Source organism: Devosia sp. ZW T5_3, from assembly GCF_044987315.1.
Lineage (GTDB): Bacteria > Pseudomonadota > Alphaproteobacteria > Rhizobiales > Devosiaceae > Devosia.
In genome coordinates this window covers 47,660-69,309 of the sequence record NZ_JBJDRE010000020.1, presented here as the reverse complement: position 1 = coordinate 69,309, position 21,650 = coordinate 47,660, and the positions used below count along the sequence as shown (strand labels likewise).

The window sequence follows — 21,650 nt, the reverse complement described above, 5'->3', positions numbered from 1 at the left end:
AACCGTGAACGGGTCGCGAAATGAGAGCATTTGCCCATTAAACCCGGCGGCAGTTTGGGAAGGGCGTCCTATCTGAACAGTACATCACGTACCTAGACTTGGGAACACGGTGAAAGCATTCAGCCGCCAGATGTCGCCTTCGAACTGGATGTTGGTCGTCGCCGCGTTCAGTGGCGCCACGGCCTTTTGCCAGAATGCGAGGGCGGCGGTGTTGGCGAGGGGGGTGGCGATGTGCCAGTTGCCGGGGTGGCGGGCGAGGATCGCGGCGAGGGCGGCGCGGCCGGTGCCCCTGTCCCGATAGGCTTTGAGGATGAAGAACTCGGCCATGAAGAAGCATGGTTGCGGCCGGTCAGGGGGCATTCGTCGATGACCAGAGCGAAGCCGGCGATCTCGTTGCCTGCCATGATTCGATAGGGGAAGCGCCAGAAGCGGTCGAGGAAATCGTAGGCGAAGCGACCATCTGGCTCGACCGGGAACGGCATGAACTCGGTCATGTCGTGGAGATAGAGCTGGATCAGATTGGCCACGAGCGGCTTTTAGTCCGGCGTGGCGGGGATGACCGATATATCCTGCATGGATGGACTATGGCCGCCGCGTTGCCTGGCGACAAGTGTCGCTACAGCCCTGGCGCAGCAAACAGAGATTCCAGCTTTCGCGGGAATGACATTGTGGGTGGGCGACGGACGCGCCACGACCTTGTCCTTCGACAAGCTCAGGATGAGGTCTACTGATTGGCTCCAAGCTTAAGAGTAGACCTCATGGTGAGCTTGTCAAACCATGAGGCCGTGTCCGCCCCTACTCCGCTGCTGGTAGGCCGCGTTTGACGAAGCCGTCGGGATCGTTGGCGGTGCGGAGGAGTTGTTCTTCGGCTTCGGTGGCTTCGCGCTGGCGATCCCACATCTGGGCGTAGAGTCCAGCTTTTTGCAGCAGGGCGACGTGGTTGCCGCGCTCGGCCACGACGCCGTCGCGCAGGACGAGGATTTCGTCGGCGTTGACGACCGTGGAGAGGCGGTGGGCGATGACGACCGTGGTGCGGTTTTTCGAGACCACATCGAGGGCGGACTGGATATCGCGCTCGGTCTTGGTGTCGAGGGCCGAAGTGGCCTCGTCGAGAATGAGGAGCGAGGGCGCCTTGAGGATGGTGCGGGCGATGGCGACACGCTGCTTTTCGCCGCCGGAGAGTTTTAGGCCGCGCTCGCCGACCGGGGTGTCATAACCCTTTGGCAAGGTCTCGATGAAGGGGCCGACCTGGGCCATGGCGGCGGCCGCGCGGACTTCTTCTTCGGACGCATCGGGGCGCCCGTAGCGGATATTGTAGCCGATCGTGTCGTTGAACAGCACGGTATCCTGGGGAACCATGCCAATGGCCGAGCGCAGGCTTTCCTGGGTGATGTCGCGCAGATCCTGGCCATCGATGGTGATGGCGCCGCCGGTGACGTCATAGAAGCGGTAGAGCAGCCGGGAAATGGTGGATTTGCCAGCGCCGGTGGGGCCGACAATGGCGACGGTCTTGCCGGCGGGGACTTCGAAGCTGACGCCTTTAAGGATGGGGCGATCGGGATCGTAGTGGAAGGTCACGTCGTCGAAGCGGATCACCGGGCCGGAAATGACCAATGGCTTGGCGTCGGGCTTGTCCACGATTTCGGGGGCCTGATCGAGCAGCTTGAACATTTCCTCGATATCGGTGAGGCCCTGGCGCAGCTCGCGATAAACGAAACCGATGAAGTTCAGCGGGCGATAGACCTGCATGAGGAAGGTGTTGAGCAGGACGAAATCGCCCAGGGTCAGCGTCCGGTTCATGACGCCATTGATGGCCATGACCGAGATGATGAGGAAGCCGGCGTAGAAAATCAGCGCCTGGCCGAAATTGAGAAAGCCCAGCGAGGTCCAGATACGGATGGCGGAGCGCTCATAGCCGGCCATGGAGGCGTCATAGCGTTCGGCCTCCATCTTCTCGTTGGCGAAATATTTCACCGTCTCGAAATTGAGCAGGGAATCGATGGCCTTGCCATTGGCATCGGTGTCCGAATTGTTCATGTCGCGGCGGATGGAAATCCGCCAATTCGAGGCCTTGATGGTGAAATAGAGATAGCCCCAGATCATCACCACCAGCACGCCAAGATAGCTGAAGCCAAACATCCAGACGAAGATCACGGCCGTGATGATGAATTCGACCAGGGTGGGCGCGATATTGAGCATAGTGAAACGCACAATGGTTTCAATGCCCTTGGTGCCGCGCTCGATGACGCGGCTCAGCCCGCCGGTGCGGCGCGCCAGATGGAAGCGCAGCGACATGGCATGAAGATGGTGGAAGGTGCGCAGAGCGAGCTTGCGTACGGCATTCTGGCCGACGCTGGCAAACAATACGTCGCGCAATTGCTGGAAGCCGGCGTCGAAGATGTTGCCCAGCACATAGGCGATGACCAGGACGATGGGGATAGCGAGGCCCAGCACGATGCCGCTATCGGGCGCGGTGCCATCGAGGCTATCGATGATGCCCTTATAGGCGAAGGGAATGAAGGTGGTAGCGACCTTGCTGAGCAGCAGCGCGCCAATGGCCAGCACGACGCGCAGGCGCAGATCGGGGCGGTCTTCGGGCCACATATAGGACCACAGGTTCTTGACCGTGGAAAATACCGAGCCTTCGTCCGCGCTAACGGACGGCTTCTTGTTCGTGCTGTCTATAGTCATCAGGCCGGCTCTGCTTCCAGTTTGGGGCTGGCGGGGGTGAGGCCGGCGAGCATGCCGGAATAGGCGGCACCCAGTTCGGCCAGACGATCATGCTGGACAATGTAGCAATTGCGCGTGCCACGCGGCTGGCGCGTGATCAGCCCGGCATCGAGCAGCACCTTGATGTGCTGGGATACGGTGGACTGGGCCAGCGGCAGGGATTCGGTCACGTCGGCGCAGCAGCACTGCCCCTGCTGCTGCGTCGCCAGGATGCGCAGGATATTGAGGCGCACCGGATGGCCCAGTGCCCGCAGGAGAGTGGCAATATCGTCGTCGCGCATCCGAGCTCGGCTTTTTTGATCGTTGATTTACGATAGAAGATGGGGTTCGCGGGCGCAAGTTCAATGACCCGCTTTTCAGCGGGCCATTGCGTTTGCTTAGTTCGCCTCGCTTGGCAGATCGAAAACCTGGCCGGGATAGATGCGATCCGGGTCGCGGATCTGGCCATTATTGGCTTCGTAGATGGTGGTGTATTTGATGCCGGCGCCATAGACGCGACGGGCGATGGTCCAGAGGTTGTCGCCAGTGCGGATGATGGCCTTGCCGGAGGCGAAGCGTGCGGCTTCGGGGTCACCGATAGCGGTTGCCACCATGGTGGGGACGCTGGTTTCGTCGCTCGCCGTTGGCGGCGAGGAAGTAGCGGGCTCGGTTGGCGATGCGGCGGGCTGGGCCGGGCTAGGCTCGGTGGACGCCGCCGGGGCGGACTGGCTGGTGGCTGGCGATTGCGTTGGTTCGCCTGGGGCCGCTGCTGGTTGAGCCAGTGCGCTGGCTTCAGCGGCCGGAGCTGGCGCAGCGGTTTTGGGCTGGTCGGCCTGCGCCACGGCAACTGGAGGTTCAACCTTGGGCAGGTCGACGACGAAATCGACTTCGGCGCGCGAGGCGACCTGGGCAGAGCCCGGTTGCAGCATATCGACACGGATGCGTTGGCTGGGCTTGGTCAGCACATTGCCGGCTTCGACCAGCCAGCGGCCGTCGGAGACCGTGGCGTCGGCAATGAAGGTGTCATCGACATAAAGACGCATGGTGGCGCCTTCCGGTCCGCCGCCGGCGAAGAAGGTGCGGTCGCCCTCGATTTCGATGGCATCGATGGTCGGCGGGACGATTGTGGCGGCCTCCGAGGCTGCCGGGGGTGTCGTGGGCGCAGGCGTGGCAGCGGCGACGGCTGTTTCAGCGTTTGCGGCTGGCGCTTCGGGCGTTGGCGCGGTGGCCTGTTGCGCCGTGGTAGCCGGCTCAGCCGTGGGTTCTGCTGTTGGCTGTGACGTTGCAGGTGGCGTGGTTGCTCCGGGAGCCGGTGTGGGCTGGGTTGGAGCTGGTTCCGCGGCTGGCTGCTCGGTTGGGGCGGGCGCGGTAGCGTCTGGTTGGGCCGGGGCCGGCGCGGGGGTGGCTGTAGCAACGTCGGTGCTTTGGCCGGCCGGCGGGGTTGTCAGGCCCTGCAACACTTCGCTGGCGGCGCCGGGGGTGCTGGCGACGACGAGAGGCTCGCTGGATTTGTCCGGGTTGATGACGACGACGAAGGCTTCGGCCGACTGGCCGGGCTTGCCGGCTTCGCCAAGGGTGATCTCGGTGCCGCCGGGCGGAATAGGCGCATCGGGCACCAGGACCCAATCGCCACTGGGCTCTACCGTGGTTTGGCCCAGCAGATCGCCATTGGAGAAGACCTGGACTTCGCTGCCGGGCGTGCCGCTGCCGGCAATGACGACGGAGCCATCGGGCTCGGCGCGAAGCAGGCCGAAGGTTGCGGAGATGAGATCGCCGGGTGCTTCGGGGGCCGCTGGCGGGGTCACTTCGGGTTGGGGCGAGGTGGCGGGGGCCTCCGGCGCGGGCGTGGCGGCGGTTGGTTCCGGCGCTGTTTGCTCGGGGGTGGCAAGGGCCGTGCTCTGGCTGGGCAGAATGCCGGCATCGGTCATCTTGCCGCGCAGGCATTGGCCCATATTGCCTTCACCGTTAAAGCAACTGACCACGGAGGGGCCGGCCAACACGCCGATGACAACCACAAGGGTAACCGCCGCTGCACCAAGGGTGAGAGCCAAGGGTTGGTTCGGTGTGGGATCGGCCAGTTTTTCCTCCGGGACGAAATAGGCGGCGCGTTGCGCCACCAGGTTATGCCACCTTTTCTGTTGTCCCCTGCGCCGCTTCAGTCTTCAACAGCTTATATGTGATGGATTCATATAGAGCTTCAAAGGATGCATCAATGATGTTGGGGGAAACCCCGATGGTATACCAGCGCTCGCCGGTGCCGTCGCGGCTTTCGACCAGTACACGGGTGACCGCGCCCGTGCCGCCGTCCAGAATACGAACCTTGAAGTCGACCAGTTCCAAATCCTCGATGCGGGACGAATATTTGCCGAGGTCCTTGCGCATGGCCAGATCGAGCGCGTTGACCGGGCCATTGCCTTCGGCCACCGACATCAGCAATTCACCGGCGACGCGGATCTTGACCACGGCTTCGGTGACGGTGATCTCTTCGCCCTGGGCATTGTGGCGGCGTTCGACGCTGGCGCGGTAGTTTTCGACGGTGAAATAGCTGGGCAATGTGCCGAGCACTTCGTGGGCGAGAACGGCGAAAGAGGCGTCGGCGCCATCGTAGGAATAGCCGCGCGCTTCGCGCTCCTTGACGGTGGCGAGCAGCTTTTCGAGGCGCGGATCGTCCTTGGCGAGGACGATATCGTGGCGGGCCAAGGCGGTCAGCAAGTTGGATTTGCCGGCCTGCTGGCTGACCATGATGGCGCGTTCATTGCCCACGCTTTCGGGCGGCACATGCTCGTAGCTGGAAAAATCCTTAAGCAGGGCGGAGGCGTGGATGCCGGCCTTGGTGGCGAAGGCGGAGGCGCCGACATAGGGCGCCTGGCGCTGGGGCGCGCGGTTGAGCCGGTCGTCGAAAGCCCGGGAAATCTGGGTCAGCCGTTCGAGACGGGCCGCATCGATATTGGTTTCGAAACGGTCGGCGAACAGAGGCTTGAGCACCAGGGTGGGGATGATGGTGATGAGATTTGCATTACCGCAGCGCTCGCCGATGCCGTTGAGCGTGCCCTGGATTTGGCGCGCGCCGGCCTCGATGGCCGCCAGCGTGTTGGCGACGGCCTGGCCGGTATCGTCATGGGCGTGGATGCCCAGGTGATCACCGGGGGCGACGGCCAGCACCTTGCCGACAATGTCGCGAACTTCTGACGGCATGGTGCCGCCATTGGTGTCGCAGAGCACGACCCAGCGCGCGCCGGCATCCAGCGCCGTCTTGACGCAGGACAGGGCGTAATCGGGATTGCTCTTGAAGCCGTCGAAGAAATGCTCGCAATCGATCAGGGCTTCCTTGCCCGCCGCGACGGCAGCAGCGACGGTGTCGCGCAGATTTTCGAGGTTGTCGCCGAGGCTGATTTCGAGCGCGGTCTTGACCTGGTGATCCCAGGTTTTGGCAACAAAGCAGGTGGCATCGGCGCGCGAATTGAGCAGCGCCTGAATGCCCGGATCGTTGGCAGCAGAGCGCCCTGCCCGCTTGGTCATGCCGAAAGCGGTGAACTTGGCGCGCTTGGTGCGCTTGTGCTCGAAGAACTCGGTATCGACCGGATTGGCGCCGGGATAGCCGCCCTCAATATAGTCGACACCCAATTGCTCGAGCAGGCCGGCAATGGAAATCTTGTCCTCGAGCGAGAACTCGATTCCGGCCGTCTGGGCGCCGTCGCGCAAGGTGGTGTCGAAGATATAGAGGCGTTCTTTGGGCATTTTAGTACTCAACTAGGGTCCGGCCAGACTAGGGTGTCGTGGTCCGGGTGTTGGTGATTGGTTGACGCGATGAAGGCGGCTTTGTCGGGGTGGCGCTGCTCGATCGAGGGATGATCGGGCAATTGACCCAGCGCATTCACATAGCTCAGGCGGCTATCGACGCCGTGCTGATCCTCGGGCGGGAATGCCTCGGGATCATCGAGTGAGCCGATCGACACGGACATCCACTCCCCACCGACATAGGCAAAGGTCAGGGGCGTGCCGCATCTGGCGCAAAAACCGCGCTCGGCCTGGTCGGAGGAAGCGAATTTGCTGATCTCGCCACGAGTAACCCTAAACGTGACGGTAGGACCGCCAACCAGGGGCGCGTAGAAGCCGCCAAAGGCTTTTTGGCACATACGGCAATGGCAGATATGAGCGCCACGGGGTTTTTCGCTGAAGCTATAGCGCACGGCGCCGCATTGGCAGCCACCGGTGAGGACGGGCGTGTTCATGGCCAGCGCCCGGTGTCGTGGTCGGGATGCTGGTGATTGGTCTCGCGAATGGGGCCGACTTCGTCGGGCATATTGGCTTCGGTGGTGCCCACTTCCTCGATGGCAGGCAAGTGCAGCAGAGAGGGATGTCGGCCTTCGATGCCGAACTGGTAGAGTATGGGGATGTTGTGGGGGTCGTCGAAAGCGCCGATGGACATGGAGAGATGTTCACCGCCGATGGCCCGATAATAGAGCGGGGTACCGCAATCGCGGCAATAGCCGCGCGCGGCCAGGTCCGAGCTCATGAATTCGGCGGGCTCGCCGCGGGTCCAGGTGAGGTGATGGTGGCGCACGCCGACCAGGGCGGCAAAGAGATTGCCCATGGCTTTCTGGCACATGCGGCAATAGCAGACATGGGGATTATCGCGCAGTTCGGCGGCGTGGAAGCGGATGGCGCCGCATTGGCAGCCGCCGCTACGGGCGAGATAGCGATAGGCCTCGGTCATGGTTCATCCCTCTGCGCTGGCCAATCGGCCGTGTCGTGATCGGGGTGCTGATTGGAATGGATGCCGGCCAGGAAATCGCGCCACTCGTCGCTTTGATGGGTGGAGACCGGCAGGCTGGTGAGGCCGTCGAAGAAGGGCAGTTTATCGGCCAGGTTCACCTGAATTTGCGGGGCGGCGACGCTGGGGTCATCGAATGCGCCGATGGCGAGTTCGAGGCCGAAGCGGGTCTCATAGCCCAGCGGGGTGCCGCAATCGCCACAAAAGGCGCGGCGAGCGGCATTGGAGCTCTGGAACCACTTGGGCTCGCCCCGGGTCCAGACGGCATTATGTGCGGTGACCAGCGGGCCGAAAAAGCTGCCAAAGGCCTTCTGGCACATGCGGCAATGGCAGATGGAGGGGCGCCCCAACCGGGTCACGCTGAAGCGCACGGCGCCACACTGGCAGCCGCCGGTATGGGCCTCCGATTTTCCGGGGGCCTTCACCTCTTGCTCTCCCATTTGGTTTTGCGCTCGCCGGTCTCGGGGTCTTTGTAGTCCATCAGGGAGATGCCCTGTTCGGACAGTTCGTTGCGGATGGTGTCGGCTTTGGCGAAGTCGCGGGCGTTGAGGGCGGCGAGGCGGTTTTCTATGGCGGCGGCGATGTGGGGCGGTTCTTCCCAGCCGTCATCGGAGGTCAGCAGGCTATCGAGGCTGAAGCCGAGGAAGCTCAGGGTGGCGGCGAGGCAATGGCTGGCGCGGGCATCGCCGCGATTGGCCTTTTTGGCGATGGCGTCGAGCACCACGCTGGCGCGGTGGAAATTGAGATCGTCGGCCAGTTCGGCAATTACCGAGGCGTCCGGTGCATCGTCATTGGCCAATTCGGCGCCGCGGGCGGCGCGTTGCCAGTCGCGGAGTTTGGTTTCAGCCTCTTCGAGCCGCTTGACCGAAAAATCGATGGGCTCGCGATAATGGGTCATCAGCATGGCCAGGCGCAGCACGTCGCCATGCCAGGCGTGACCGCCCATGGCGCCGGTTTCGAGCAGGTCGTTGATGGTGACGAAATTGCCCAGGCTCTTGGACATTTTCTGTCCTTCCACCTGGAGAAAGCCATTATGCATCCAGACGCGGGCCATTTCGTGCGTACCATGGGCGCAGCGGGACTGGGCGATTTCGTTTTCATGGTGCGGGAAGATCAGGTCGAGCCCGCCGCCGTGAATGTCGAAGACTTCACCGAGATAGGCCGCGCTCATGGCGGAGCATTCGATATGCCAGCCGGGGCGCCCCCTGCCCCATGGGCTTTCCCAGCCGGGCTCTTCGGCGCTGGATTGTTTCCAGAGCACGAAATCGGCGGGGTTTTTCTTGTGGGCGTCGACGGCGATACGGGCGCCGGCGAGATTGTCTTCGAGATTGCGGCCGGACAATTGGCCATAATCGGGCATGGATTTAACGTCGAACAGCACTTCGCCATTGGCCTCGTACGCGTGGCCATTGGCGATGAGGCGCTGGATCAGAGAGACCATGTCGGGCTTGCCATCGGGCCGGGGCAGCACGAAATCGGTGGCGCGGGGCTGATAGGTGGGCTCGAGCGTGCCGAGCGCTCTGACGTCGGCAGCATATTGCTGGCCGGTTTTTTCGGTGACGCGACGGATCGCTTCGTTGAGCGGCAGAGCGGGGAAATCGCGGGCGGCGCGAGCGTTGATCTTGTCGTCCACGTCCGTGATGTTGCGAACATAGGTGACGTGATCGGCGCCATAGGTGTGGCGCAACAGCCGGAACAGCAGATCGAACACGATGACCGGCCGCGCATTGCCGATATGGGCGAAGTCATAGACCGTGGGGCCGCAGACATACATGCGCACATTTTCCGCATCCAGGGGAACGAAGGGCTCCTTGGTGCGGGTCAGCGTATTGTAAAGGGTAAGCGGAGTTCCCGAGGTCATCAAAAGGCTTCCTGGCCATGCGGAGTTGCGCTGGCTGACGGCTCTTCGGGTATCAGAAAATCAGGATGAAGAAGACCGCGCCGCCAACGAGTGGTTAGCAGGTAATAATGCAGACGTTAATCTGGATAGCATTGGTCTTCATGGGTGCGACTTTGGCTGTAGTGGTGGCGGCGGTCAAGGGGGAAAGACGATGAAGCTCTAGAGCAGCACAACGGTTTGCACGATATCGCCGAACACGGATTGGCCGTCGCTGCCGATGGCGCCGATGCGGATGGTGTCGTCGAGTTGCAGGAATGGGGTGCGGGCGCGGCCGTATTTTAGCTTTTCGACATTGCGAGCTTCGACAATGCAGGCAAAGCCGATGCCATTGGGCTTGATGGGTAGGCTTTCCTCATGATGCACGGAAATGGTGCCGCCGCCGATAATGGTGCCGGCGGCTAGGGCGCGGGTGCGGGCGGCTTCGACGATGAGGGTGGCGAAGTCGAAATACATGTCCGAGCCGGCATTGGGCTGGCCATAAAGCACGCCATTGACCTCGCAACGGACCGGGAGATGCAGGCGATTGTCGCGCCATGTGACGCCGAGGGCGGCGGGGGTGGTGACTATGGGGGCAAAGGACGTGGCGGGCTTGGCGTGGAAAAAGCCGAAGCCGTTTTGCAGGTCATTGGCGACGAGGCGCCGCATCGAGATGTCGTTGCAGATGGTGACGAGGCGGATGGCTGCGGCGGCTTGTTCCAGTGTGGCGCGCATGGGCACGGCGCCGATGATGACGGCGACTTCAGCTTCGAAATCGAGCGCCAGATCGGGTTCGGGCGTGATGATCGGGGCGGTGGGAGCCGAGAGCGAGTCGGAGGCGCCCTGATAGAGCACGGGGCGATTGGCCAGGTCGGCGTCGCGGGTGCCCTTGAGGGCGCGGACGCGTTCGGCGTGGTTGAGATAGGCGGCGCCGTCGATCCATTGATAGGCTCGTGGCAAGGGGGCCAGGGCGCGATTGGCATCGAAGGGTTGGCCGGAAATCTGGCCGGCATCGAGCTGGGCAGCGAGGGCTGAGAGGGCCGGCGCGGCCATGTCCCAATCGTCGAGCGCAGCCTGCAAGGTGGGCGCGACTCGGCCGGCCGAAACATAGCGGCCACGGTTCTGCGAGAGGACCACGAGCTGACCATCGGGGCGGCCATTGTTCAGCGTGGCTAGATTCATCGGTGCATTCTCGCTGTTGTGTGGCCGGGCTGCGCTATCTCGGCGCCGGTGGACATTATACTGTTGCACCCGGCCCTAGCGATGTCTTAAGGGCCGATATTATGCGCGTGTTGCGGCGCGGACGAGTAGGGCTTGATGGTGAATTTGGGCGGAATGGGCATTCGGACGCTATTGTTGCTGGTGTTAGCGACAGTGGTTTTGGCGCTCGATGTCAACATGGCCTATGCCCAGTCATCGGCTTGCTCGCAGCTGGACCGGCAATTGCGCCAGTTTGACCGCAATGGCGATTTCCAGCAACGGGACGGCAATTCGCAGGCGGCGCGGCAGTTGGCCCGCGACGTGCAGAATGCGGAAAGCCGCTACATCCGCGATGGATGTAATGACGCCGCCAAGGCGGGGCAGACGCTCAGCCCACAATGCCAGCAAGTGGCGCGCGAAGTGCTGCGGCTGCGCCGGGATTATGCAGCGGTGTCGCAATCGGTGAATTCGGCGGGCGCGGTATCGCAGCAGCGCGAAGCCATCCTGCAGGAAATGGCGCGTTTTGGCTGCAATGCCAATGGCGGCTCCAACGCTACGTTTTCCAATGAGCGCCAGAACGTGTTCGACCGTATTTTCGGCACCACCACGGAAGGCGACTTTTCCAACGGCCAGGTGGTGAGCGGTGGCGGATATAATACGGGCTATCGGACGGTACGCACGGTGTGTGTGCGGCTGAGCGACGGCTATTTCTGGCCGATCAGCTACTCGACCCTGCCCGATTATGTCGGCAATGACATGGGGCAATGCAAAGCCATGTGTCCCAATGAGCAGGTGGAAATCTACTATTACGACAATCCGGGCCAAGAGCCCGAGCAGATGCGCAACATGTTCAACCAGGCCTATACGGACCTGCCGACGGCATTCAAATATCGCAATGCCATCGACATGAATGCCAGCTGCCGGGTGACGCCGCAATCGGACGGCAAGCTGATCACCGCGACGGCCGATGACGGGCAGACGCGGGCCATGATCGAAGTGCAGGGGGCGAGCTTCCCGCTGCCGCTGCGCGATCCGCGCGGGCAGGTTCCAGTGCCGGCTGTGGTCGAAGCGGTACAGACCGCGAGCCTGGTCGATGTGCCCTTGCCCCGGCCGCGGCCTGCGGGCCCGGGCGAAACCGTGGCGCGTGTCGTCGCGCCACCGCCGGGTGAGTCTCAGCTGCGGCTGGTGCAGTTCGGCGACAAGGTGGTCAGGGTAGTCGGTCCAGACACGCCGTACGCCCAACCAGCGGGAGCAGGCTCTTAAGCTCGGGGCCATCGTGACGGCCGGTTAGCGCCAGCCGCAGCGGCAGGAAGAGCGGCTTGCCCTTGCGGCCGGTGGCGGCTTTGAGCGCATTGGTCCACTCGCCCCAGGTTTCGAGCGACCACGGCTCGGGCGGCAGCAGCGCCTTGGCGAGCGCCAGGAAATCGCGATCTTCATCGGCAATGATAGGCTCGACCGGGCCGAGCACCAGCTTGGACCATTCGACGATATCATTGAACTTGTGCAGATTATCGCGCAGCAGCAGCCAGATGGCCTCGCCTTCCAGGCCCAGGCTGGTGAGGCGCGGCAAAGCGGCCTCGTAGGGCATGGCGTGCAGCAGGCGAGCGTTGAGATTGTCGAGTTCGACCGGATCGAAGCGCGCGGCGCCATGCGAGATCATGGAGAAATCGAGCTTGGCGGCGATATCGTCCAGCGAGGCATAGGGTTCGATGGGCAGGCTGGTGCCGGTGAGGCTCGCCATGATGGCAATGGCGAGGGGCTCGTAGCCTTCAGCGCGGAAATCGGACAGCGACTGGGAGCCGAGGCGTTTGGAGAAGCCCTGCCCTTCGGCGTCGGTCAAAAGGTTATGGTGGCCGAAAATCGGCACGGGGCCGCCCAGGGCCTCGAAGATTTCAATCTGGGTGCCGGTGTTGGAAACGTGGTCCTCGCCGCGGATGACATGGGTGATGGCAAGGTCGATATCATCGACCACGGAGGGGAGGGTATAGAGATAGGAGCCGTCTTCGCGCACCAGAACGGGATCGGACATGGAGGCGGTGTTGACGGTCTGGCTGCCCTTGATGAGGTCTTCGAACTGCACCGGGCGGCCATCGAGCTTGAAGCGCCAATGGGGCCTGCGGCCTTCGGCTTCGAGCTTGGCACGATCCTCTTCGGTCAGCTTGAGGGCGGCGCGATCGTAGATCGGCGGCTTGCCCATGGCGCGGGCGCGGGCGCGGCGGCGGCCCAACTCGTCTTCGGTTTCGTAACAGGGATAGAGCCGGCCGGCGGCGATGAGGCGGTCGCGGGCGGCGTCATAGAGCGCGGTGCGGTCGGACTGGCGGACCAGCAGATCCGGCGTAATGCCGAGCCAGGCCAGATCGGCCTCTATGCCATCGGCAAATTCACGGGTGGAGCGGGCCGTATCGGTATCGTCCATGCGCAGCACATAGCGGCCGCCATGGCGCTTGGCGAAGAACCAGTTGAGCATGGCCGGGCGGGCATTGCCCAGGTGAATACGGCCAGTGGGCGATGGCGCCCAGCGCACGATGGTCATCCGATGGTCCGGTCCTTGTAGCCGTTGGTAATGGGATATTTGCGGCCCAGCCCAAACGCCTTGGGCGTGAGCTTGGGACCGGGAGCCGCCTGGCGGCGCTTGTATTCGGCGATATTGAGCAGCCGCTCGATGCGCTGCACCAGAGCCTCGTCATGGCCCAGGGCGACGATCTCAGCGATCGACTTTTCTTCCTCGACCATGGCGGTGAGGATGGCGTCGAGCACCGGATAGGGCGGCAGGCTATCCTGATCGGTCTGGTTGGGGCGCAGCTCGGCCGACGGGGCCTTGGCGATGATGTTTTGCGGGATGACTTCGCCCGCGGGGCCAAGGCAATCGCCGGGGACATGGGCATTGCGCCAGGCGGCCAGGCGATAGACCTCCATTTTGAACATGTCCTTGAGCGGATTGTAGCCGCCGTTCATGTCGCCATAGATGGTGGCGTAGCCGACGCCCATTTCCGACTTGTTGCCGGTGGTGAGGAGCATGGAGCCTAGCTTGTTGGAGACGGCCATGAGGACGACGCCGCGCATGCGGGACTGGATGTTTTCCTCAGCCAGATCGGCGGGGCGATTGCCGAAGACTGGGGCAAGCTGCTCAAGCGCGGCATCGACGGGATCGCCGATGGAGACGATGTCGTAGCGCACGCCGAGGCGGGTGGCGCAGTCCTTGGCGTCCTTGAGGCTATCCTCGGAGGTGTAGCGATAGGGCAGCATAATGGTGTGGACGTTTTCGGCGCCGAAGGCGTCCACGGCCATGGCGGCAACCACGGCGCTGTCAATGCCGCCCGACAGGCCGAGCACGACCTGCTTGAAGCCGTTCTTGTGCACGTAGTCACGCAGGCCGAGCACGCAGGCGAGCCAGGGGGCTTCGTCGGTGGTGGTGAGTTCGGTGACGTGGCCATTGGTGCAGGTCCAGCCGTCTTGGCCGTCGACCCAGTCGGAGACGATGAAATCGGTGGCAAAGGATTTGCCTTGGAACACGAGCTTGTCGCCCGGCTCGATGGCAAAGGATGCACCGTCGAACACCAATTCGTCCTGGCCCCCCACCTGATTGAGATAGAGCAGCGGCACCCGATCCTCGGCCACGCGGGCGCGGACCAGTTCCTTGCGAACATGCTGCTTATTGGTCCAATAGGGCGAACCATTGGGGCAAAGCAGGATTTCGGCGCCGCGCTGGACGAGGTGATCGCAGACCCAGGGGTGCCAGATATCTTCGCAGATCGGGATGCCGACCGAGACGCCCTTGATTGTCACCGGTTCCTGCAGCACGCCGGGGACGAAATAGCGCCGTTCGTAAAAGACATCGTCATTGGGCAATTCGCGCTTGAGGCGCGTGGCGATGATCTCGCCATTTTCGGCGACGACGACGCTGTTGTGCAGGCCCGTCTGGTCGCGCCAGACGGTGGGGAGGATCAGCGCGACACCGGTGCCGGCGGTGTCGGCAACCAGATCGCGGGCGGCCTGCATGGCGTCATCGACGAATTTGGGCTTGAACAGCAAATCGTCGGGGAAATAGCCGGTGAGGAACAGCTCGGAGAGCAGCAAGATATCGGCTTTGGCGGCAGCTGCATCGCTCAGCGCCTGGCGGGCGAGCGCGAGATTGCCGGCGATGTCGCCGACCTTGGGATTGAGCTGGGCAAGCGCAATTCTGAGGCGGTCTGTCACGATGATGCTGGCCCGTGTGCTGGGAAAGAAGGTGACGCAGCGGCGCAAACCGCGCGCGGGCAAGACTTATCCGCTCACCCCGGCAAGGGCAAGCGGATCAAAGGTTGCAGATTGATGGCAGAGGCTAGAAGCGGCCGGTCAACTCGGCGAGGGCGCCGTAACGCAACAGGGAGAAACCGTTGAGGTTCTGATCGCTGTAGATGTAGCTATCCGGCGTGGATGCCTCCCACCATTTCTGACGGGAACTGCTTGGCCCGTCGAGCAGCCAGGCGCGGCCGCCGACGCGGATCGTCAGATTCTCGGTGGGGTGAAAGCCGAGCATGATCTGACCACTGGCGCCGTAGAGGGCGCCGCTGGTTTCGGTGCGGGTGCGGTTAACGGTGACGCCCTGAATGACGGTATCGGCCATTGGAATTTCGCTACTGGCGCCGTAGCCATAAGCATAGGGGATGGCTGCGACTTCGGCGTCGATATCGAACATTTCGTTGATATCGGCGTGGGCTGTTACGCCCAGGCGTAGGGAATGAATATTGAGACCATCGTCGTTCAGCACGTCGTAGCGGTTCCGGTCAGGCGATTCCCGATTGTATTGGTAGCCGACCAGAGCGCCGAGGCGGAAGGTTTCGTTGCCAAACGGGGTATAGCCGAAATCGGCGCCGGCATAACCGATCTGGCCGCCTTCGAATGGAGAAGGGACGCCAACATTGGTTTCGTAGTCGCCGGTTGTGTAGACGGCATAACCGGCCTGACCCTTCACAAAGGTGGATGTGTAGTCATCGTCGATCCGGAAGTGGCCTTCCAGAATATGACTGCGATCCTTGGTATCGTAGGAGGTGCCGCCGACATTGGCGTTCTGCTCGCCCAGCGAATACCAGTAGCGCAGGCCCGCTTCCATGCGGAGGGGGTTGTCTTCGCTCTGTCCCCATTCGTTGCCGTAGGAGGGCCGCATGTCCGGGAACATTGAATCGGCGCCCAGAGCGGGCATGGCCGTGCCGAGAGCCAATATCGCGGCGATGCTGGACAGGGAGCGGTTCATGACAATCTCCAGAACGTGGACCCTTTCTGGGTCGTTCAGGAAATTTATGGGTCATTAGGGTTAATGTTCCGCTAAACGGCGGATCGGGGTTTGGGCGGGGGCTAGCGCCCCTGCCCTATTCGCCGGCGATGCGGGTTTCGCGGGGTGGTTTTTGGGCGTGGACTTCTTCGGCGACGAGGAAGGCCAGTTCCAGGGCCTGGCTGGCGTTGAGGCGGGGGTCGCAATAGGTGTGGTAGCGATCCGAGAGGGAGGCTTCGGTGACGGCCGAGACGCCGCCGACGCATTCGGTGACGTCGTCGCCGGTCATTTCGATATGCACGCCGCCGGCATAGGTGCCCATGTCGCGGTGGATTTCGAAGAAGCTCTTCACTTCCGACAGCACACGCTCGAAGGGGCGAGTCTTGTAGCCGGTCGAGGCCTTGATGGTGTTGCCATGCATCGGATCGGAGCACCAGACGACGGTGCGGCCGGCGCGCTGCACGGTTTCAATCAGGCGCGGCAGGTGATCGTGGATCTTGTCGGAGCCGAAACGGGCGATCAGGGTGATGCGACCGGCCTCATCGGTGGGATTGAGGCGATCGAGCAGGCGTAGCAGGTCTTCGCTGCTCAGGGTCGGGCCGCATTTGATGCCGATGGGGTTCTTGATGCCGGCGAAATATTCGACATGGGCCGCATCGGGCTGGCGGGTGCGGTCGCCAATCCACAGCATGTGGCCGGAAGTGGCGTACCAGTCATTGGTAATGGAATCGCGGCGGGTCAGGGCTTCTTCATAGCCGAGCAGCAGGGCTTCGTGGCTGGTGAAGAAGCTGGTCTGGCGCAGGGCCGGCGTGTTGTCGGGATTGAGGCCGAGCGCGGCCATGAAGGTGATGGCATCGTCGATCTTGCGCGCGACTTCCTCGTAGCGCGGATACCAATTGGAGCCCTTCATGAACCCGACGGTCCATTCGTGGATGCGGGTGAGTTCGGCATAGCCGCCCATGGAGAAGGCACGCAGCAGATTGAGCGTGGCGGCCGACTGGCGGTAGGCCTGCAGCATGCGATCGGGATCGGGAACGCGGGAGGCTTCGGTGAACTCGATGGAATTGATGATGTCACCGCGATAGCTCGGGAGTTCCACGCCATCAATGGTTTCGGTATCGGCCGAACGCGGCTTGGCAAATTGGCCGGCGACGCGGCCGACCTTGACCACGGGCTTACTGGCGCCATGGGTCAGCACCACGGCCATTTGCAGGAAGACGCGGAAGAAATCGCGGATGTGATCGGCGCCATGCTCGGCAAAGCTCTCGGCGCAATCGCCGCCCTGCAGCAGGAAGGCCTCGCCACGGGCCACTGCGGCGAGCTTGGATTTGAGATCGCGCGCTTCGCCGGCAAAGACCAATGGAGGGAACGTGCCCAATTGACGCTCGGCCTCGGCCAGCGCGGCGCTGTCTGGATAGGCAGGCACCTGCGAGATGGGCTTGTCGCGCCAGCTATTGGGGGTCCAGGTGGTCATGTCGGGTCTCGCTCGCGCGGGTTACGGTTTGTTGCGGGCGGAATACCAAGGGCGGCGGGCCGGGACAAGGATATTCGCGGTCGGCTTTAGTATAGGGCGCACGGAAGCGCCGCCTGTGCTGCGGTTGTCGGGTAGACGGACGGACCCCGAGACCAGATTCGCCTCGTGAGTAAATAAATATGAGGCGCAACTTGCCTCGGGGCGCCGGGCCTTGGTCGGAAGGCAGCATCGCGACCCCAGCAGGTGACCGTAGCCCTCCCGCCCGCTGATCCGTCTGCGCATCCCGGAGCAAGGCGCGACCCCCAACTCCCCCGGCTGGCATCCGGACGCCGGTCGCTGCAGCGCCGCCCGTGTTCCGGATGATGGACGGATGATGCCACGGGATTTCGGCAGGGGGATAAGATGGATAAGGCGGAGGGTGGTGCGTGTGGCTCCATCATTTCCTCCCCATCATGGGGAGTGTTTACTTTGGACGCCTTCAAGAACGCGGTGTCATCCCGGCGCAGGCCGGGACCCATCCTGAGCTGTCCAAACTCGCCGCCAGATCGCCTGATAAGCACCATTCCGCCGCCCCGCTCACACGCCTTGCGGCCGCCGTAGCATCTCGGGATGGGCCCCGGCCTGCGCCGGGGTGACACTGTGGTGGGGCGAGTCCCGAGTAAACACCGTCCCCATCATGGGGAGCGATCAAGGTGGTGCGGGGCCGAGTGTCCGAAGCCGGGGCGTTACTTCAGCCGCCGACCTTCTGCCCATCCCGATAGACGTAGCTGGGGGCCTTGAAGGTCACCAATTCCTCGGCGGCGGAGGGATGGAGCGCGATGGCGCGGTCGAAATCGGCTTTGGTGGCGGTCATGCCCATGGGGATGGCGATGAGCTGGATCATTTCGGCGGCGCCCGGTCCCAGGATATGGCAGCCCAGCACCTTGCCGCCGTCCTTTTCGGTGATGAGCTTGAGCACCATGCGCTCCGTGCGGGTAGAGAGCGTGTTCATCATCGGGCGGAAGCGGGCGAGGTAGATATCGATATCGCCATGGGTCGCGGCTTCAGCCTCGGTGAGACCGATGACGCCGATTTCGGGCTCGGAAAAGACGGCCGTAGGGATCTGGGAGTGATCGACGGCGAGTTTGTTGTTGTTGAACACGGTTTCGGCGAAATACCAGCCTTCGCGGATGGCGACCGGAGTCAGCGCGGCGCGGCCGGTGACGTCGCCCACTGCGTAAATGGAGGGGCACGAGGTCTGCGAATAGGCGTCGACGGCGATGGCGCCGGCCGGGGTCAGCTTGACGCCGGCGGTTTCGAGGCCGAGGCCGCGCACATTTGGGTTGCGGCCAGTGGCGAACATGACCGCGCCATAGGGGGCGGTGACGCCGTCGCTGAAGGTGGCGGCAATGTCGTCGCCATGCCTGGCCAGCGACTTGATGGTGGTCTGGTAGATCAGCTTGATGCCGCGATCGATCAGGCCAGCCTCAAGGCCACGCCGCATGTCATCATCGAACCCGCGCAGGATGCAGTCGCCGCGATAGATGATGGTGGTATCGACGCCCAGGCCGGCAAAGATGGTGGCGAATTCGACCGCGATGTAGCCGCCGCCCTCGATGAGGATGGAATGGGGCAGTGCCGGCAGATCGAAAGCCTCGTTGGAGGTGATGCCCAATTGATGGCCGGGGATGGGCGGCACGAATGGAGCCGCGCCGGTGGCAACAAGGATGTATTTGGCGGTCAGGTCACGGTCGCCCGCTACGAGATGGACACTATTGGGACCGGTGACCAGCGCCCGATCTCTAATGATCTCGACGCCGGGCTTTTCGAGGTTCGACGTATAGGCGTGTTCGAGCCGGGTGATTTCCTTTTCCTTGGCGGCGACCAGGGTCGGCCAATCAAAGGAGGCGTCGACCTGCCAGCCAAAGCTGGAGGCGACATCGAACAGGTCGTTGAAGCGGCTGGCATAGACATAGAGCTTTTTGGGCACGCAGCCGCGAATGACGCAGGTGCCCCCGACACGGAATTCCTCAACCACTGCAACCTTGGCGCCGTAGGTGGCGGCCATGCGGGCGGCCCGCACGCCCCCTGAGCCAGCGCCAATGACAACGAGATCGTAAGTGTCGGACATGCTGGCTCCGCTGGCTGGTTATATCGGTCGATACCGATGAATATCGGATGGCGCTTCGCATAAAAAAAGACCCCGCACAAGGCGGGGTCCAATTCGGTCGTCGATAAGTGAGCCTAGAGCTGCACGCCCTGGGCGCGCAGTTCGGCGCGGACCTTGGCATAAAATTCCTGCTGCAGCGTATTGGTGAACACGGTCAGCACGCGCTGGATATCGGTATTCACCTCGGCATTGGCCTGGGACAGCTTCGAGCCGGTGGGCGATTCATAGAAGGTGACGATTTCCTGCAGTTCGGCCGCAGTGAAGCGCACGGCATAGACGCGAGCGAACTGATCGAGCAACTCGCTCTTGCGGCCCTTATATTCCTCGAGCGTCTTGGTGATGGCGGCATCGGTCTGCTCGCTCAGCTCGGGATTCTGCTGCACGATCTGGCGCATGGTATCGATCGCGGTCTGCACCAGCGTGATCTCATAGATGGCTGCGCGATCGGTCAGATCGATATATTTGCGCGCCAGCGCCAATTGTTCGGGCGCCACTTCCTGCGCAAAGGCCGGAACCGACAGGCCGAGCATGGAAACGCTCAAAGCAACTGCCACCAGCGCCTTGGAGCGCTTCAACACACCGGTCATCATCGAAATATCCATCCTGTTCGAATCCACCCTCATTTCATACCTGGATGGTTCTTACGCCATCCGGCATCGCGACATAAGCCTTCTTGCACATCTGGAGGAACAGTCCGTGCTGCACGACGCCGGCAATGTCCAGCAAATCCCGTGACAACGCTTCTGGCTGCGAAATGCGGCCAAAAAATGCATCAAGGATCAAGTGGCCGCCATCGGTGACATAGGGTGCGCCATCCTTGGTTTGCCGCAGTTTGAGGCCGCCTTGGGCACCATGGGCTGCCATCACCTCGGCAATGGTGCGCTGGGTGGCACCCAGGCCAAAGCGATTGACCTCGATGGGCAGCGGAAACTTGCCGAGCGTGTCGACCAGCTTGGAGCCGTCGGCAATCACGATCATGACATCGGAGGCCGCCGCGACGATCTTTTCGCGCAGCAATGCGCCCCCTGCCCCCTTGATGAGGTTGAGCGCCGGATCGATCTCGTCGGCGCCATCGACGGTGATGTCGAGCCGGTCGAGGGTTTCGAGGTTCGAGAGGGGAATGCCCAGGCCCTCGGCCTGCCGCGCCGTGACCTCGGAGGTGGGCACGCAGATGCAGTCGAAACCTGCGGCGACCTTGGCGCCGAGCAGATCGACGAAATGCCAGGCCGTCGAGCCGGTGCCCAGGCCCAGCCGCATGCCGGGCCGCACCTCAGTCAGCGCCATGGCTGCGGCCTGGCGCTTGAGATCATCATTCATGGCAGGGCTCTCCTCGTCATTGGCCGCCCAAATGCCGGGCGGACGCGGGCAAGTCAATGCACCGAAAGGAGTGGGATCACGGAACGGTGAGCCATTTTTGTAACTCCCTGGCAACACAATTTAGTGAACATGTCTGGAGTGTGGCGGAAACGGGGCAAGCGCCCTTCCTGCTGTTTTGTAAACCGCGTAAGCAAATCGTCATTGATCCGATGGGCGAATCGCCAGCCCATCTATTTTCAGAGGCCAGTCGTCAGATGTCCAAATTCAGAACAGCCGCGGCAATCGGGCTGTCGATACTTTTGTCGGTGTCATTGACCATGCCCAGCATGGCCGCTCGCGTCTACAATGCCGATACCAATACCTGGGAAGAGCCCAGCGTCGTTAAAACGCGCAATCGCGGCGGCAGCCCAATCAAGCGGGAAACGATCGAATATGCGAGCAATTACAAGCCGGGGACCATCGTGATCGAAACCGGTGAGCGCCGGCTGTATCTGGTGCTCGAAGACGGCAAGGCGATCCGCTATGGCGTGGGCGTGGGCCGCGATGGCTTCACCTGGTCGGGCCAGCACCGCATTACCCGCAAGGCCGAATGGCCGGGCTGGACGCCGCCGCCGCAGATGCGCAAGCGCGTGCCGGACCTGCCCGCCTATATGCCCGGTGGCCCGGACAATCCGCTGGGCGCCCGCGCGCTTTATATCGGCTCGACGCTGTATCGCGTACATGGCACGTCCGAGCCTTGGTCGATCGGTCAGGCGGTTTCCTCGGGCTGCATCCGCCTGACCAACGAAGACGTGACCGATCTTTATGAGCGCGTTCGCGTCGGTGCACTGATCGTCGTCAAGCACTAGCGGCGACTGAATTGTCATGAAGCCGTCTCTTCGGAGGCGGCTTTTTTGTTTG

General features: G+C 62.7%; 20 protein-coding genes. 3 read left to right on the top strand and 17 right to left on the bottom strand.

Annotated elements, in window-relative coordinates:
- Positions 1–84: 84 nt before the first annotated feature.
- Positions 85–327 carry a hypothetical protein gene (locus ACI3KW_RS20560; RefSeq protein ID WP_404849633.1) on the bottom strand — a complete coding sequence of 81 codons (243 nt, stop codon included), beginning with the start codon at positions 325–327 and terminating at the stop codon, positions 85–87.
- Between the two features lie 8 nt (positions 328–335).
- On the opposite strand from ACI3KW_RS20560, the gene ACI3KW_RS20555 reads away from it, so the two are divergent.
- Positions 336–731, top strand: a complete 396-nt coding sequence (locus tag ACI3KW_RS20555; RefSeq protein ID WP_404849632.1) for a hypothetical protein — start codon at positions 336–338, stop codon at positions 729–731.
- A gap of 64 nt (positions 732–795) precedes the next feature.
- Here ACI3KW_RS20555 and ACI3KW_RS20550 read toward each other — a convergent pair whose 3' ends face one another.
- The 9 genes from ACI3KW_RS20550 to ACI3KW_RS20510 all read right to left on the bottom strand — a co-directional run bounded on the left by ACI3KW_RS20550 (position 796) and on the right by ACI3KW_RS20510 (position 10,541).
- A complete protein-coding gene (locus ACI3KW_RS20550; RefSeq protein WP_404849631.1) occupies positions 796–2,691 on the bottom strand; it encodes an ABCB family ABC transporter ATP-binding protein/permease in 1,896 nt (631 codons plus the stop codon).
- Entirely contained in the window at positions 2,691–3,011 is a 321-nt protein-coding gene (locus ACI3KW_RS20545) for a helix-turn-helix transcriptional regulator (RefSeq protein WP_113123875.1), read from the bottom strand. The genes ACI3KW_RS20550 and ACI3KW_RS20545 overlap by 1 nt, the downstream gene beginning before the upstream one ends.
- A gap of 96 nt (positions 3,012–3,107) precedes the next feature.
- Entirely contained in the window at positions 3,108–4,826 is a 1,719-nt protein-coding gene (locus tag ACI3KW_RS20540; RefSeq protein WP_404849630.1) for a LysM peptidoglycan-binding domain-containing protein, read from the bottom strand.
- 4 nt (positions 4,827–4,830) lie between these two features.
- On the bottom strand, positions 4,831–6,447 hold the full coding sequence (gene cimA / locus ACI3KW_RS20535) for a citramalate synthase (protein WP_404849629.1): 1,617 nt from the start codon (positions 6,445–6,447) through the stop codon (positions 4,831–4,833).
- An 8-nt stretch (positions 6,448–6,455) separates the two neighbouring features.
- Positions 6,456–6,941 carry a GFA family protein gene (locus ACI3KW_RS20530; RefSeq protein ID WP_404849628.1) on the bottom strand — a complete coding sequence of 162 codons (486 nt, stop codon included), beginning with the start codon at positions 6,939–6,941 and terminating at the stop codon, positions 6,456–6,458.
- The gene (locus ACI3KW_RS20525) at positions 6,938–7,426 is read right to left on the bottom strand and encodes a GFA family protein (protein WP_404849627.1); all 489 of its coding nucleotides are present in this window, start codon (positions 7,424–7,426) and stop codon (positions 6,938–6,940) included. Before ACI3KW_RS20525 ends, ACI3KW_RS20530 begins: the two co-directional genes overlap by 4 nt.
- On the bottom strand, positions 7,423–7,923 hold the full coding sequence (locus ACI3KW_RS20520; RefSeq protein WP_404849626.1) for a GFA family protein: 501 nt from the start codon (positions 7,921–7,923) through the stop codon (positions 7,423–7,425). The genes ACI3KW_RS20525 and ACI3KW_RS20520 overlap by 4 nt, the downstream gene beginning before the upstream one ends.
- Entirely contained in the window at positions 7,905–9,347 is a 1,443-nt protein-coding gene (gene cysS, locus ACI3KW_RS20515; protein ID WP_404849625.1) for a cysteine--tRNA ligase, read from the bottom strand. Before cysS ends, ACI3KW_RS20520 begins: the two co-directional genes overlap by 19 nt.
- Positions 9,348–9,542: 195 nt before the next feature.
- Positions 9,543–10,541, bottom strand: a complete 999-nt coding sequence (locus ACI3KW_RS20510) for a fumarylacetoacetate hydrolase family protein (protein ID WP_404849624.1) — start codon at positions 10,539–10,541, stop codon at positions 9,543–9,545.
- A 135-nt stretch (positions 10,542–10,676) separates the two neighbouring features.
- Between ACI3KW_RS20510 and ACI3KW_RS20505 the strand changes: the two genes are divergently transcribed.
- Positions 10,677–11,822, top strand: coding sequence for a DUF2865 domain-containing protein (locus ACI3KW_RS20505; RefSeq protein ID WP_404849650.1), 1,146 nt, complete (start codon positions 10,677–10,679; stop codon positions 11,820–11,822).
- Here ACI3KW_RS20505 and gltX read toward each other — a convergent pair.
- From gltX to rpiA, 7 genes are all read right to left on the bottom strand, one after another.
- Positions 11,767–13,092, bottom strand: coding sequence for a glutamate--tRNA ligase (gene gltX / locus ACI3KW_RS20500; protein WP_262168841.1), 1,326 nt, complete (start codon positions 13,090–13,092; stop codon positions 11,767–11,769). The two genes, ACI3KW_RS20505 and gltX, sit on opposite strands and share 56 nt — an antisense overlap.
- Positions 13,089–14,756, bottom strand: a complete 1,668-nt coding sequence (locus ACI3KW_RS20495; RefSeq protein WP_404849649.1) for an NAD+ synthase — start codon at positions 14,754–14,756, stop codon at positions 13,089–13,091. The genes gltX and ACI3KW_RS20495 overlap by 4 nt, the downstream gene beginning before the upstream one ends.
- Before the next feature lie 124 nt (positions 14,757–14,880).
- Positions 14,881–15,792 carry a hypothetical protein gene (locus tag ACI3KW_RS20490; RefSeq protein ID WP_262168843.1) on the bottom strand — a complete coding sequence of 304 codons (912 nt, stop codon included), beginning with the start codon at positions 15,790–15,792 and terminating at the stop codon, positions 14,881–14,883.
- Between the two features lie 115 nt (positions 15,793–15,907).
- A complete protein-coding gene (locus ACI3KW_RS20485) occupies positions 15,908–17,284 on the bottom strand; it encodes a class II 3-deoxy-7-phosphoheptulonate synthase (RefSeq protein ID WP_113123887.1) in 1,377 nt (458 codons plus the stop codon).
- A gap of 730 nt (positions 17,285–18,014) precedes the next feature.
- Complete coding sequence (gene gor / locus ACI3KW_RS20480) at positions 18,015–19,394, bottom strand: glutathione-disulfide reductase (protein WP_404849623.1); 1,380 nt, start codon at positions 19,392–19,394, stop codon at positions 18,015–18,017.
- 113 nt (positions 19,395–19,507) lie between these two features.
- Entirely contained in the window at positions 19,508–20,035 is a 528-nt protein-coding gene (locus ACI3KW_RS20475; protein ID WP_162740392.1) for a DUF2059 domain-containing protein, read from the bottom strand.
- Positions 20,036–20,057: 22 nt separating this feature from the next.
- The gene (rpiA, locus tag ACI3KW_RS20470) at positions 20,058–20,750 is read right to left on the bottom strand and encodes a ribose-5-phosphate isomerase RpiA (protein WP_404849622.1); all 693 of its coding nucleotides are present in this window, start codon (positions 20,748–20,750) and stop codon (positions 20,058–20,060) included.
- Between the two features lie 254 nt (positions 20,751–21,004).
- On the opposite strand from rpiA, the gene ACI3KW_RS20465 reads away from it, so the two are divergent.
- Complete coding sequence (locus ACI3KW_RS20465; protein WP_262168851.1) at positions 21,005–21,598, top strand: L,D-transpeptidase; 594 nt, start codon at positions 21,005–21,007, stop codon at positions 21,596–21,598.
- Positions 21,599–21,650 lie beyond the last annotated feature (52 nt).